A 14,065-nucleotide genomic window follows, 5' to 3' on the forward strand; every position below is an offset into this window, starting at 1 on the left:
CGATTGAACTGGTTCTTTCCCCCTTTCTGCTCGGTATAAAACATAACAGTAAAAAATAGAAATATTATGAAGAATAATGTCATGCCCTCTATTGTCCAGATCGAGGCAAATCAATTGAAGCAACTGGTAAGCGAAGTAAAAGAAACCGTTGCAACCGGTGTACTTCCTGTAAATCGCAAAAAGGTCAACCACCGTTTCGGTGCTGTTGATATGTGGAAACTGCGCCGTGGTATGAAAACCACTCGTGTGGCATGCCGCCTGTTCCTGTAACAGCCGGTCAGCTGATTCCAGGCTGTGATACGCCTTGTTTACGGGGTATCCTGCAGCTGTTTTACAGAAAATCATACCGTTCACCGATAATAATCCTCTAACGCCCGAATAATCAGTTTTGCGCTGGTAAGGACAAGTAGTTTTATCCTGTTAAAGGTTACAACTCGGTGGCATAGCAATCGGTACCGGGTAAATAATCCGAAGCCCCTGAGAAGGGGCTTTTTCTTTTAGAGCTGTTTGCAGAGTATTACCATACCCCGGTATATTTCTTTCATATTTTCAAAAGGTAATACCAGCCTGCCGTGTTCTGTAAATCCCATCTTTTTGTAAAAACGGATGGCATCAAGACTGGTGTCCATCGCTTTCAGAAAAATAAGCTGTTGGTTGTGCTGCCGGGCAATTGCTTCACTTAATTCCATCAACTGCTTACCGATCCCTTTTCCCGTAAAGGCTTTGTGCAGATAGATCCTTTCGATCTCCAACCCGGTTTTGTTTTCACAAACATGGCATACGGACTGCAGTTTTAGTTTGAGATAACCTTCGGGCAAACCTTTGTCGTTGTAAACGATATAATGCAGGTTGTTAGGATCGGCCAGCTCTGCCTGCAGTTTGTCTTCCGGATAGGCATATTCATTCATATACCATTCTGCTCCGCCGGGATACCATAAATGCAGGTAATGCTCCACATAAATGGCTTTAGCCAACCCGGAAAGTTCTGCTGCTTTCGACTTGTCTATCTGTTGAATGTTCATACGGTCTTCTTTTCGGTCCAGCTGAAATCCGCTGACCTGGGCATGCTGTTAAATACCTGCCGGAAGGATTCCGGCGGTACGGCCAGTTTACGGGTAGCAGTATCGATCCAGGCTCCGTCGATGGTGATGATGGCGCTGAGTGTATTACCGTTCTTCCAGATTTCGTGTATCATGGTCCAGCGACTCATGTCATGGGTGCTTTTCACCATTTTCAAGGAAATCTCCACTTTGTCGCTGAAATGGATTTCCCTTTTGAACATACATTCCTCGCGGAACAGGATGGGGCCTATCTGGTTCTGTTGCATCACAAAAGGGGTAAGTCCGTGTTCTGTCATGAACGCTACCCGAACAAAAGCGCCGAAATCGTAATATACAGAATGACGCAGATGAAAATTCGGGTCAATATCGCTCCATCTGATCTCGATCTGTTTGCTATATCCATTCATGTAAGAGTCTTTTTCTGAGTGCTAAATTCTGCTATGTTTACCATTCAATTCAAAATTATGCGGGAAACAGAGAAAATATGTCATTTATTTGACGATCTGCAGCAGGGTGATTGCTGGGTAGGACTGAACATGCAGCAGGTATTGGAGGGCGTATCCAACAGCACCGCAGTTCAGAAACTGCATGAGAAAGGTAATTGTATCTGGCAACTCGTTAACCACATCATTTACTGGCGAAAAACTGTGATGATCCGTTTACAGGGAAAGAATGCACAGCCTCCTATGCCCGACATGTACCTGCCTGATCAACCGGATGATGACTCCTGGCAAACCACACTGGCACATTTTGAAGAGGTTTACCGCCAACTGCACCAGGTGATCACAAGGTTTGATGAGTCATCACTTGATAAGGCATCGCCCATGAAAGGGCAGACCTATTATCAGTTGCTGATGGGATGTCTGCAACACGATGCCTATCATATGGGGCAGATGCAGTTGATCAAAAAAGCCCTGTAAAAATACAGGGCCTGCGACATAACAGATATGTACACATGAGAAAGCTCTTTACCACAAAGGTTTTCCCTGGTAAAAGTCGAGCACTTTTACCCGTAACAGGTAATCATATTTGGCTGCAATGAAATTGGCATTGCTTCTGTCCACATTGTTCTTCGCGATCATATATTCTACGGAAGTGTTCACACCCGCATTGAAACGGACTTCAGCCGCTTTGAAAGAAATGGTAAAATCCTCCAGTTGACGTGCCAGGGTCTGGTAGCGTTCAAAAGCGGTATTCATATTGATATAGGCCTGGTCAACCGATTGCCGCAGCTGTGTTTTGACCGTCTGAGCCTCAAAGCTGGTCCTTTTCTCGGCGATCTTAGCCTGGTTCATATTGCTGCGCGCACGTAATCCGTTCAGGATCGGGATCTGCAGGCCAATGCTCAATGAAGAGTTCAGGTTGTTGGTCCATTGGTCTCCATAGGTGATCTTATGGCTCTGGTAATTGCTTTGCGGTGCAAATACAGGGAGTTTGCTGCCGCTCAGGTCTACATACTGATTGGTGGGCATATCGGTAGTGCTGATCAGTTCCTGCCGGGTGGCCACGCTGGAATAATTGGTGCCGAAACCTCCGTTAAAACTGAGCGTGGGCAATAATTGCGCTTTGGCCGACAGGTATCTTTTCTGTGCGCTTTGTTTCCGGTATTCGGCTGCTTTTACCAGCGCCAGCTGTTGTGTGGCTGCCTGGTAAATATTATCGGCTGTGCCATCGTATAAAATAGGTGTAACGGGTGAAGCGAGTGCCTCCAATTGGAGGGATGCCTGGTAGGGCATGTTCATCATCTGCGACAGGTTGATGCGTGCAGTCTCCAGCTGGTTCTTCACATTGATCACACCCAGCTGGTCGGATGCAAGCTGACCTTTCAGGTCGTACAATACGGCCGGGGCGATGGCGCCACTGGCATTCAGCGTTTCGAGCCGGGCCACCTGGGCCTTGGTAACTTCTACCTGGTTGCGTGCGATGGAGAGCTGTTCCTGTGCACTCAGCACCTGCAGGTAGGCCAGTATCACATTGATGGTGATATTGTCTTTGGCCTGCTGCCAGTCCATTTCACTGGCTTTGGCAGACAGTTCATTCTGCCGGATCATATTCTGTATGGCAGAACCGTTCCAGAGGGTGACGCTGGTATTGATGTTGTAGTTCGCGAAATTGATCTGCTGGTTGGCATAAGTGTTGGTGAAAGGATCGATGCTGCGGCCCTGGTTGATGCCATGGTTCACTGCTCCCGAGATAAAGGGTAACTGGCTGGCTTTTGCCTGACGATAGATCACTTTGTCGGACTGTGCCTGGTATTCAGCCTGTCTTACCTGCAGGTTGTTTTGGATGGCCCTCTCAATACATTGTTTCAGTGTGAGTACGCCGTTGTTCGTATCCGTGTTCTGTGCACTGCTTCCGATGCTTAACAGTAAACACCCTACCCATGTGATGCCCGTAAGAAGTCTTTTTTTCATATGCGCTATGCCATTTAATTTTTTTCGATCCTGCCATCGAGCAGGTTGATGATCTGGTTGCCGTATGCGGCATTTTTCTCTGAATGCGTTACCTGTATGATGGTAACGCCCTCTTCCTCGTTGATCTTTTTGAAAAGTTCCATGATCTCTTCGCCCTGTTTGGAATTGAGATTTCCCGTAGGTTCGTCTGCCAGTAATAGTTTGGGTTTGGCTATCAGTGCCCTGGCAATCCCAACCAACTGCTGCTGACCACCGGATAACTGGGACGGGAAGAGATCTTTTTTACCCACTATGTTGAACCGGTCGAGCATATCCGCTACCATGGATTGCCGTTCCGCTGTTTTGATCTTCTGATAGAGCAGGGGTGTTTCAATATTCTCATAAACGGTCAGCTCATCAATGAGGTGGTATGCCTGGAAGACAAAACCGATATTCTGTTTGTACAGGTCGGAACGTTGTTTCTCTTTGATCTGGAACACATCCTGTCCTAAAAAGCGGTAATTGCCTTCGGAAGCTTCATCCAACATGCCGATAATGTTCAGCAGGCTGGATTTACCCGATCCTGAAGGGCCCATAATGGAAATGAATGCTCCTTCCTCAATACCAAGGTTGATGTCTTTCAGGATGAACACCCGGTTATTCCCGTTGTTATGCCATTTGTAGATTTTTTCTAACTGGATCATAGTCGGTTGTATCGTTAAGGTCGAAAGTCAAAGTTTATGCCATCTTTACAAACCCTTGCCAGGAAAGGATTTTGTGAATTATTGCTATTGGAAGGTGTACGAAAACGGACAGTTGCTGTCTGTGTTCGTACATGTCTATTCTGTTCGTAAACTGTTCACCGGGTTGCTCCGTGCCGCTTTAAGTGCACGGAAAGTCACCGTAAGCAAAGCCAGGGTGATGGTAGCGATACCCGTTATAGCAAAGACACTCCAATGAACTGTGATCCGGTATGAGAAATCCTGCAACCACTGGTTGACCGCCCACCAGCCAATGGGGAAGGCCAGCAGAAATGCAAGCAATGCCAGCAGGATAAACTCTTTAGACAGGATGGTTACGATCTGGAACAGGGAGGCCCCCAGCACTTTTCGGATACCGATCTCTTTAATCCTTTGCTGCGCCGCAAAAGACGACAATCCCAATAATCCCAAACAGGCCAGCAATATGGCGATGCCGGCAAATACCGACAGTACCTTTGCCAGCCGGTTCTCGCTTTCGTAGAGTTCATTGAATGCGTCGTCCATGAACCGGTATTCAAAAGGCCTGTGCGGCACCATTTTTCTCCATAGTTCTCCCATGCTGGTGATCGCCAATGGCAGGTTGTTACCATCCAGTTTCACCAGCATCTGTGAACTCCTGGAGGATGGGAAGAGTACCAATGGGTTGATTTTATCGTGCAGCGACCTGAAATGAAAATCTTTAATCACGGCTTTCACATAACCGGGCCTGTCATCGCCAAGAAACATCTTTTTACCGATGGCGGTCTGTGCCGTCCAGCCCAATTCTCTGGCAGCAGACTCGTTCAGTATGAATTGATAGGCCGGATCTTCGGGATGTTTCAATTCGTCTGCATTTTCCATGTCCTGTTGTGTCAGATCACTTCCGGCAATCAGTTGCAGACCGGTCGTTTTCACATATTCCTCGTCAACAGGCGAAGCTGTCACGGAAACTATTCCATCCGGTGGCATCGCATCACTCCGCATATGGTATCCGCCTTCTATCATGGTGGGGTTGCTCACGGCCCTGGATACAGCAAGGATACCTGTTTTCTTTTTCAATTCGGTTTTGAGGGTGGGGTAGTTCTCCAGCATTTTCTGATCCAGCGGTAATAGCAATACATGCTCCCGATCATATCCCAGGTTCTTGCTGCGGATATAATTCATCTGCTGCTGTATGACCAGGGTGGCAACGATCAGGAATACAGAGATCATGAATTGGAAAACGATGAGCGACTTTCTGACCAGCAGCCCCGAACTGCTGTTGCGGAACAGCCCTTTCAATACTTTGATCGGTTGAAAACCAGACAATACCACTGCAGGATAACTTCCTCCTGCAAAACTGACGATGATCCATACAGCCAAGAGGAAAGACAGGTTCACCGGCGTGAATAGTGCCGAATAACTGATATGCTTGTCTGCTAGTCCGTTAAACCAGGGAAGTGCCATCGCCACCAGGATCAGGCTTACCAGCAGGGCAATCAGGCATAGCAGTAGGGATTCGCCGATGTGTTGCCAGAATACCTGCCATTTATCGGCGCCCAGTACTTTGCGGATGCCTACTTCCTTAGCCCTTTCAATAGAGCTGGCCGTACCGAGATTGATATAGGTAAAACAGGCGATAAATAAGATCAGCAAGGCTACTGCACAGATAATATAGATATAGGTGATGCTGTTGTTGGGTTCAAAACCGGGATAAGGTGAGTATAAATGTATTTTAGTAAAAGGCTCCAGTTCAAATGAAACATAGGTATTGGGCTGGTCGGCCATTTCTTTTTTCATGAACCCGGGTATCTTGTTCTGCAGGGAGATGAAACTGTTCTCATCTCTCAGCAGCAGGTAGGTAGTATAGTTTGCATTCCAGTAAGTTGTTTCCTGGATTTCCCCCATGGAAGAGAAGGACGCCAGGAAATCAAATTTTATCTGTGAACTTTCCGGGCAATCCTGTATGATACCTGTGATGAGGTAGGGCGTTTGCGAAGCACTGATCAGTAGCGTCTTGCCAACCGGATTGGTATTGCCGAAATACCTGCGTGCTGTTGTTTCGGTAAGGAGTATCTTGTTAGGACCAGCCAGCGCAGTGCTGGTGTTTCCCTGGCGTAACCGGAAGGAGAATAGGTCAAAGAAAGTGGAATCTGCGTACATGAATTTCTTTTCATTGAATACCTTATCCTCGAATTTTACGATCCGGCCAGACTGGTACATACGAACCGCTGATTCCACTTCGGGAAAATTACGTTTGAAAACGGGGGCTACTTTTGTACTGGTGTAGTTGCCCTTGTTTATTTTTTCACCAAAACTGTAGGACATGATGACGCGGGCTATTCGGTTGCCTTTTTGTTGAAAACGATCATAGCTCAGTTCGTTTTGTATATATAAACCCATCAGTATGCAACAGGTGAAACCTATGGTGAGCCCCACTAGGTTGATAAATGTGAAGAATCGGTTCTTCTGAAAACTTCTGAGGGCGGTTTTGAGATAATTTCGGATCATATTTGTGAGTAGTGAGTAGTGAGTAGTGAGTAGTGAGTAGTGAGTAGTGAATGTGGACTACCTACTCACCACTCACTACTCACGTAGATCATTCTGTTCGTAAACTTTTTACAGGGTTGGCGATAGCTGCACGGATGGCCAGTATACTGACAGTAAGCAGGGCAATGGCGGCGGCTATGCTGCCTGCAGCCACAAAGATCCACCAGCTTACCGGAATGCGGTAGGCGAAATCTGCCAGCCATTGACTCATGGCGTACCAGGCAACCGGGAAAGCGATCAGTGCTGCCAGTAATACCAGTTTCATGAAATCTTTGGATAACAGGAACACAATACTGCCTGTTCCTGCACCCAGCACTTTGCGTACGCCGATCTCTTTGATCCTTTGTGTAATGGCAAAGGAGGAGAGTCCCAGCAGACCCAGGCAGGCTATCAGTATGGCAATACCCGCGAAGATGGTGAACAACCGGCCCTGCCTCTGTTCAGCCTGGTACAGCTTGTTGTAACTGTCATCTACGAATGAAAATTCAAAAGGGATCTCCGGTAAATACGTTTTCCATATTTTCTCGATGGAGGCCACTGCTTCTTTGGTGTTGTTGCCAGCTATCTTGACAGAGAGGGCGTTGTAGAAATTAGGAAGTGCCGGGTTGGGCATCGACAAAACCATCGGAGCGATACGCTGGCGCAGTGATTCGAAGTGGAAATCCCGGACAACCCCGATCACTTTACCGCGGGTGCCGCCATAGGAGAAATTCCGCCCGATCGCTTTTTCTGCTGAAGGCCAGTCCAGCACTTTTACTGCGGTTTCATTCAGCAGGAAATTGGCGGTATCTGTAACGATCGCTTTGGAGAAATTCCTTCCTGCGGCCATGTCAATACCGTAAGAAGGAATAAAATCCTGGTCTATGGCAAGGTATTTCAGTTCCGCATTAACGGGCTGTAAGGAGTCGCCGGACTCGGCGGCTGCATTCTGCGAGTCGAGCAGGCGACCCGTAGGGATGCGTGAGGAACGTCCGATGGTTTGTATATGCCTTTGTGTAAGTATGTCATTCCTGAAAGCTTCATACTGACTGCTGCTGGTAAAATAGTAGGGAAGTGCAAGCACTTGTTCCTTCTGATAACCCAGTTTGGCCTGTTGCATATACCGGAGTTGCTGGAACACGATGGCTGTAGTAATGATCAATACGATGGAAATCCCAAACTGTGTCACCACCAGTGCCTGTCGGAATGAAAGGCTACGGCCGCCAGCCCTGAATAAACCTTTCAGCGTTTTGACGGGTTGAAAAGAAGACATGAACAGGGCAGGGTAGATACCCGATGTAATACCTACGATAAAAGGGACCAGGATCACCGGAGCCATGTATTTCCAGTTCAGAAGCATACGTCCTGTTAATGCCAGATCCGATAAACGGTTGATCCAGGGTAAAGTTATCCAGGCGATCAATACAGCCAGTATCATGGCTATCCAGGCGATCAATACGGACTCGCTAAGGAATTGTACGATCAGTTCACCTTTCCCGGCTCCCGCTACTTTGCGGATCCCGATCTCTTTTGCCCTGAGTGCAGAACGGGCTGTGGCCAGGTTCATATAATTGATACAGGCGATCAACAGTATAATCAGAGCGATCACAGCGAAGATGTACACACGGGTGATATCTCCATTCTCCTCTGCTTCATAATCTGTATGTGAGTATAGGTGGATGTCGGTTAGTTTCTGTATCCCCAGACTGGTAAGCTTCGAGAACTTCACGGTAGGAGGTGCGCCAGGAAAAAAAACGTGTTTGTCGATGAATGCCGGGAACTGCGCTTCTATCTGCTTAACAGGATACTTTTCGGGGATCAGGAAATAAGTGAAGAAGGAATTGTTGCCATAGTTTGTCAGTAATTGCTTCTCGCCATATACTGCAGAATCTTTCAGGGTATTAAAAGATACCATGATCTCTGGGTGAATATGTGAGTTGGACGGGAACGAGCGGAATACACCCGTTACTTTCAGGTTGAACTGATTGTTGATCTTAATAATCTTGTTCAATGCTTCTTCATTACCGAAATATTTCCTGGCGATTTTTTCTGAAACCATTACAGTGAATGGATCCTGCAGGGCTTTTTGCGGGTTACCCTTGGTTACATCCACATCAAATACGTCGAACAGGTGTTCGTCGGCAAAAAATAATTGTGTTTCGTTGAAAAGTTTCTCCCCGTATTTGACGGGTGTTTTCCCGCTGGGCAGCAGCCTCGTCACTTGCTGGATATCCGGAAAATCATTTTTTAACAGTGGCCCAAAGGGTGGCGCAATGGTGCTGAGTCTGAGCGTAACCGTACCATCCGGATTATTGAAATTCCGGGTTACCCGGTAAATGCGATCGGCTTTGCTGTGGTATCTGTCGTAACTGGTCTCGTGTATGATATAAATGCTGATGAGCAGGCAGCAGGCCAGCCCCATGGTCAGCCCAAAGAGGTTGATGAACGAGATGAACCGATGTTTCATCAGGTTACGCCAGGCCATTTTCAGGTAGTTCTGTATCATAAGTCGTATTTTTAATGATACCCGGCGAACATGGATTCGCCGATATCTGCTATTCGCTTCTTAATGTTTTTACCGGATTGGTTAGTGCTGCTTTCGTGGCATTCATACTGACTGTCAGCAGTGCGATCACCAGCATTAGTAGGCCTACTGCAAAAAAGATCCAGATAGAGACCACTACGCGATAACTGAAATTCTCCAGCCAGCGGTGCATGCCCCACCAGGCGGTAGGTATGGCAATCAGGAAAGCAATGGCTACCAGGTACAGGAATTCTTTCGACAGCAATAACAACAGTTGTTGTAAGGAAGCTCCCAGCACCTTACGGATACCAATCTCTTTTTTTCTTCTTTCTATCGATGAAGACACCAGTCCGAATAAACCGAGGCAACAGATAAAAATACCCAGACCGGCAAAGATCACGGATAAACGTCCGATCAGCTGTTCTGTCTTGAATTTCTGGTTGAATTCATCATCTGCAAAGCTAAATTCGAAAGGGAAGGCAGGACTGTATTTTTTATAGATGGATTCAATAGAAGCCATGGTCTTACGTATATCGGCCTTTTCGTTGATGCGGATATTGATGTAGCGAGACCACCTGTCTTCATAACGGAACATCAGCGGAGCAGCTGATTCGTAAGGGGAACCCATGATCATATTATCTACTACGCCTACGATCTCCATATTTCTTCCCGCCCAGTTTACGGCAGTGCCAATGGGGTTTTTCAGTCCCATCAGTTTAATAGCTTCTTTGTTGAAAATCACACCCAGACTGTCACCTCTTCTGAAATCACGTCCTTCCGTGATCCTTGCCTGCAGGGTTTTGGTGAGATCCACATCTGTGAACATGAACCCGATGATCAGGTTATTGCTAACAGGTGCATTGATTGCTTTTACACCTGAAGTGAATCCGAAGATGTTAGAGGGCGGACTGGAAGCGCGGTTCACTGATGTGATGAGCCCTGTTTGTAGCAAGTCGTTTCGAAGCGCATCAAAACTTTTGTCTGTCTGGTTCGATGCGTTTACCGTTACCAGCTTGTTAGTTGAAAAGCCGATATCGCGTGTTTTGACATATTGTAATTGCTGGTAAATAATGAAAGTGGCGGAGACCAGTACGATAGATACGATGAACTGAGCGGTCACCAGTATTTTCCTGGGTAATAATACGCCCCGGGTAGGCAGGAAACTTCCTTTAAGTACTTTCACAGGCTGGAACCCAGACAGGTAAAATGCGGGATAACTGCCTGCCAGCAAACCGGTAACCAATGCAATGCCGGCCAGTATTAACCATAACATGGGTTCTTCATACGGAATACGGATGGGCTCATTTAACAACTGGCTGAATGCGGGGAGCAGCAGGTACACCAATCCGGTTGCCAGTATCACTGCAGTTACGGATAATAGTATCGACTCTGTGATAAATTGGACCAATAACTGGCCTCTCCCTGAACCCAGTGTTTTACGGATACCCACTTCTTTGGCTCTCTTTTCAGAGCGTGCGGTAGAGAGGTTCATGAAATTTACGCAGGCAATGGCCAGTATGATCAGTGCTATCCAGATAAAAAGAGATACATACTGGATCCGTCCACCGGTATTTTTTCCGTCCTTGAATTCTTCAAACAGGCGCCACTTGGACATGGGATGCAGTATCAGGCTGCCCCTTGTGGTGGGATTGTCGCCCTGCGTCTTTGATCTGATCAGGTCCAGCAATTTCTTTTCCAGTGCAGATATGTTGGTTCCGGGCCTGGTGGTCAGGAATACGCGGTTTCCACAGTTCACCCATCCATTTTGATCGGCAATTACCTGGGGGGAGGATGGGTTAAAAGTGATCAATGCGTCGAACTGTATGGTAGAGCCCGCGGGAATATCCTTAACGACCGCTTTTACCACAGCGTTCCTGTCATTGTTGATCTTTACAGCGCGGCCATAAGCATTGCCGTTGCCGAACAGTGACCTGGCGGTAGATTGGGTCAGGGTCACGGCATCCGGGTCGTTGATCACAGAGGCATCTCCCTCTATGAAGTCAAAGCTGAATATCTTGAAAAAATCAGTTGTGGTGGTGAGGGTGTTTTTGGTCAGGATCTTTTCACCAACAGTAAAGATTGTCTTCTCGCCAAACGAAACTACAGCTGCGTTCTCCACTTCCGGATAAGCTGCTTTCGCTGCTGCCGGCAGCGGGAACATCATATCAGGGCCGGTATTGATCACGCCATTGAAATTCCGGTTGGACATGACATGGTACGTATTGGCATATTTCTCATTGTGCTTGTTCCATGATTTCTCCGCGTACACCCACAGCAGGATGAGCATTGTGGCCGCCATGCCAATCGAGAGTCCCAACAGGTTGATAATGGAGAACGAACTGTTCCTTACCAGGTTCCGCCATGCGACGATCAAATGATTCTTTAGCATTGGTTTGTTTTAAGTTGTGAAAGGATGCAACTGTTTCTCATGTGCTGATCCGTTCGTGTGATCTTTCTTATTCTGTACGCAGGCTTTTTACCGGATTGGCATTGGCCGCTTTGATGGCATGGTAACTGACTGTTACTATTGCGATCAGGATGCTGAGCCCGGCAGCGAAAGCAAAGACCCACCATTCAATAGATACCCGATACGGGTAGTTTTGCAGCCAGTTATGCATGAACCACCATGCTACGGGAGATGCCAGTATGAATGAGATCACTACCAGCCCGATGAAATCCTTGGATAAAAGGGTGGCAATGCCCGTTACAGACGCGCCCAACACTTTCCTGACACCTATTTCCTTGATCCGGCTCTCTGCCATATAAGCTGCCAGGCCAAACAAACCGAGGCATGAAATAAAAATGGTAAGTCCTGCGAATAAGCCGGCCAGGGTTCCGGTTCGTTGTTCCGATTTGAACTTGGCAGCATAATCCTCATCCACAAACTTGTATTCAAAAGGGTATTCAGGATTGTATTTTTTGAAGATGATTTCCGCTTTTTTTAGATTATCTGCAGTAGTGTTCTTGTTGTTGAGTTTAATGTGTATGATATTCATCCAGCCTTTGGCCCCTTCAATGATCATGGGTTTGGTGGGATAGTAGGGTGACTGCAGGATAAAATCTTTGATTACACCTACCACATGCCATTCGCGTCCATTGTCTTTAACGATCTCTCCAATAGGTTCTTTCAGTCCCATCGCTTTTACAGAAGATTCATTCAGGATCATAGCGGTAGAGTCTGTGATATACTGTTTCAGGTTAAAATCACGTCCTTTAACAAATTGCAGTCCCACGGTAGTTCCAAAATCCTCATCGGCAGAGAAGCGGTCGAAATCTGTTTTGTCATCCGGAGCTTTTCCTTTCCATTCAATGCCCCAGGTATCGCTCCATCCCTGTGTGATGGGGGAACTGGTCTTGGTAACGGAAGTGGCAGCGCCGGATCCGAGCAGTTCGTTTTTGACCAGCGCATAATTCTTTTCAAGATCGCCGGTAAGAAAATGGAAGATGAGATTGTTCTTATCGTAGCCCATTTCCCGGTTGCGGGCATGTTGGATCTGTTCTTTTACGATGGCAGTACAGATGATCAGGATGATGGCAAAAGTGAACTGCAATACCACCAGTACTTTCCGCGGAGTGACTACCTTGTCTGATTTCAGGAAAGTACCTTTCAACACTTTTACCGGCTGGAAGGCTGATAGGTAGAATGCGGGATAACTTCCTGCGATGACACCTGTGAACAATACAAAACCGATAAAGATCAACCATAAATAGAGGTTGCTGTAGTCGATGGATAGTTTTTTGTCGGTAAGTGTGCCAAAAGCCGGTAATGCAAGCTGCACGATCAGTAAGGCTGCGAGGCCTGCTATCAATGAGATCAGAATGGATTCTCCGAGAAACTGTCCTATCAGTGAACCTTTGTTGGCGCCTACCACTTTCCGGATACCTACTTCTTTTGCCCTTTTTTCACTGCGTGCGGTGCTCAGGTTCATAAAGTTGATGCAGGCGATGAGCAGGATAAATGCGGCGATGACGGCAAACATTTTTACAAAATCGATCAGTCCGCCATCTTCTACGCCGTTGGTGAAACTGGAATACAGGCGCCAGCGTTGGATGGGATAGAGAAACATTTCATTGGTCAGCTCCGAGTTATCGTATTTTCGTTTGAGTGTTTTCAGCTTCGGTGCAATGGAAGCCAGTGTTGCATTGGGTTTCAGCAGGACATAGTTCCGTGTGGAATTGTTACCCCAGTTGGCATCATCCTCACCCTGTTTGCGGAGGTAGGCCCAGGGCAGCAGGTAGTTGAATTTGAAGCGGGTATTGTTGGGGAGATCTTTCAGTATGCCGGTTACCGTAAAATTATCCTTGTCGTTGATGCGGACCTGTTTTCCCATCGGATCTGTATCACCAAAGAAATTTTTGGCTGTGGTTTCTGTGAGTACGATCGAATACATGTCCTTCAATACTGTGTTCGGATCTCCTTTGAGTAAGGGGAAGCTGAATACATGCAGGAAATTCGAGTCTACGATATTGCCTGCTACTGTAAGCCTTTTCTCGCCGATGGAGAAGAGATAATTACTGGGCCAGTTCACACGTGTGGCCATCTCCACTTCCGGGAAATCACGTTCTACCGTACGGGCGAAGATCTTCGGAGTGGTATTCCAGCATTGCAGTTTACCGCTGAACGTGTCTTTGTTCCAGGCTTCATAAATACGGTCTTTCTTTTCATGAAACTGGTCGTAGCTCATTTCATGGTTGATCCATAATAGGATTAATATGGCGCTGGCCATGCCTACGGACAGGCCCAGTATATTGATGAAAGAAAACCCTTTGTTCTTTAAAAGATTTCTTACGGCTATTTTCAAATAATTCCTGAACATGGTGATGGGTAGCTTTGGTAAT

10 protein-coding genes are annotated in these 14,065 nt (G+C 46.9%); 2 read left to right on the forward strand and 8 right to left on the reverse strand.

The window, feature by feature from the left end:
- Positions 1-66 precede the first annotated feature (66 nt).
- Positions 67-270, forward strand: coding sequence for a hypothetical protein (locus ACH3Y6_RS12135; protein WP_490835880.1), 204 nt, complete (start codon positions 67-69; stop codon positions 268-270).
- A gap of 227 nt (positions 271-497) precedes the next feature.
- On the opposite strand, the gene ACH3Y6_RS12140 is transcribed toward ACH3Y6_RS12135, so the two are convergent.
- Both ACH3Y6_RS12140 and ACH3Y6_RS12145 read right to left on the reverse strand, forming a co-directional pair.
- A complete protein-coding gene (locus ACH3Y6_RS12140) occupies positions 498-1,022 on the reverse strand; it encodes a GNAT family N-acetyltransferase (RefSeq protein ID WP_490835881.1) in 525 nt (174 codons plus the stop codon).
- Complete coding sequence (locus ACH3Y6_RS12145; protein ID WP_490835882.1) at positions 1,019-1,468, reverse strand: acyl-CoA thioesterase; 450 nt, start codon at positions 1,466-1,468, stop codon at positions 1,019-1,021. The genes ACH3Y6_RS12140 and ACH3Y6_RS12145 overlap by 4 nt, the downstream gene beginning before the upstream one ends.
- Before the next feature lie 33 nt (positions 1,469-1,501).
- On the opposite strand from ACH3Y6_RS12145, the gene ACH3Y6_RS12150 reads away from it, so the two are divergent.
- Entirely contained in the window at positions 1,502-1,981 is a 480-nt protein-coding gene (locus ACH3Y6_RS12150) for a DinB family protein (RefSeq protein WP_490835883.1), read from the forward strand.
- Positions 1,982-2,029: 48 nt separating this feature from the next.
- On the opposite strand, the gene ACH3Y6_RS12155 is transcribed toward ACH3Y6_RS12150, so the two are convergent.
- The 6 genes from ACH3Y6_RS12155 to ACH3Y6_RS12180 all read right to left on the reverse strand — a co-directional run bounded on the left by ACH3Y6_RS12155 (position 2,030) and on the right by ACH3Y6_RS12180 (position 14,043).
- The gene (locus ACH3Y6_RS12155) at positions 2,030-3,475 is read right to left on the reverse strand and encodes a TolC family protein (protein ID WP_490835884.1); all 1,446 of its coding nucleotides are present in this window, start codon (positions 3,473-3,475) and stop codon (positions 2,030-2,032) included.
- Positions 3,476-3,489: 14 nt separating this feature from the next.
- Positions 3,490-4,158, reverse strand: a complete 669-nt coding sequence (locus tag ACH3Y6_RS12160; RefSeq protein ID WP_490835885.1) for an ABC transporter ATP-binding protein — start codon at positions 4,156-4,158, stop codon at positions 3,490-3,492.
- 135 nt (positions 4,159-4,293) lie between these two features.
- Positions 4,294-6,684 (reverse strand): ABC transporter permease, encoded by a 2,391-nt coding sequence (locus ACH3Y6_RS12165; protein ID WP_490835886.1) that lies wholly within the window; start codon positions 6,682-6,684, stop codon positions 4,294-4,296.
- Positions 6,685-6,772: 88 nt separating this feature from the next.
- Positions 6,773-9,208, reverse strand: coding sequence for an ABC transporter permease (locus tag ACH3Y6_RS12170; RefSeq protein WP_490835887.1), 2,436 nt, complete (start codon positions 9,206-9,208; stop codon positions 6,773-6,775).
- 49 nt (positions 9,209-9,257) lie between these two features.
- Positions 9,258-11,615, reverse strand: a complete 2,358-nt coding sequence (locus tag ACH3Y6_RS12175; protein WP_490835888.1) for an ABC transporter permease — start codon at positions 11,613-11,615, stop codon at positions 9,258-9,260.
- A gap of 67 nt (positions 11,616-11,682) precedes the next feature.
- A complete protein-coding gene (locus ACH3Y6_RS12180; protein ID WP_490835889.1) occupies positions 11,683-14,043 on the reverse strand; it encodes an ABC transporter permease in 2,361 nt (786 codons plus the stop codon).
- Positions 14,044-14,065: the final 22 nt, after the last annotated feature.

The sequence above is a fragment of the Sediminibacterium sp. FW305-C-269 genome (assembly GCF_058231045.1).

Excerpts from the sequence above, each read along its gene's own strand:
- ACH3Y6_RS12165 (WP_490835886.1), bottom strand. The coding sequence starts at position 6,684 with ATGATCCGAAATTATCTCAAAACCGCCCTCAGAAGTTTTCAGAAGAAC.
- ACH3Y6_RS12160 (WP_490835885.1), bottom strand. The coding sequence starts at position 4,158 with ATGATCCAGTTAGAAAAAATCTACAAATGGCATAACAACGGGAATAAC.
- ACH3Y6_RS12155 (WP_490835884.1), bottom strand. The coding sequence starts at position 3,475 with ATGAAAAAAAGACTTCTTACGGGCATCACATGGGTAGGGTGTTTACTG.
- ACH3Y6_RS12150 (WP_490835883.1), top strand. The coding sequence starts at position 1,502 with ATGTTTACCATTCAATTCAAAATTATGCGGGAAACAGAGAAAATATGT.
- ACH3Y6_RS12140 (WP_490835881.1), bottom strand. The coding sequence starts at position 1,022 with ATGAACATTCAACAGATAGACAAGTCGAAAGCAGCAGAACTTTCCGGG.
- ACH3Y6_RS12170 (WP_490835887.1), bottom strand. The coding sequence starts at position 9,208 with ATGATACAGAACTACCTGAAAATGGCCTGGCGTAACCTGATGAAACAT.
- ACH3Y6_RS12135 (WP_490835880.1), top strand. The coding sequence starts at position 67 with ATGAAGAATAATGTCATGCCCTCTATTGTCCAGATCGAGGCAAATCAA.
- ACH3Y6_RS12180 (WP_490835889.1), bottom strand. The coding sequence starts at position 14,043 with ATGTTCAGGAATTATTTGAAAATAGCCGTAAGAAATCTTTTAAAGAAC.
- ACH3Y6_RS12175 (WP_490835888.1), bottom strand. The coding sequence starts at position 11,615 with ATGCTAAAGAATCATTTGATCGTCGCATGGCGGAACCTGGTAAGGAAC.
- ACH3Y6_RS12145 (WP_490835882.1), bottom strand. The coding sequence starts at position 1,468 with ATGAATGGATATAGCAAACAGATCGAGATCAGATGGAGCGATATTGAC.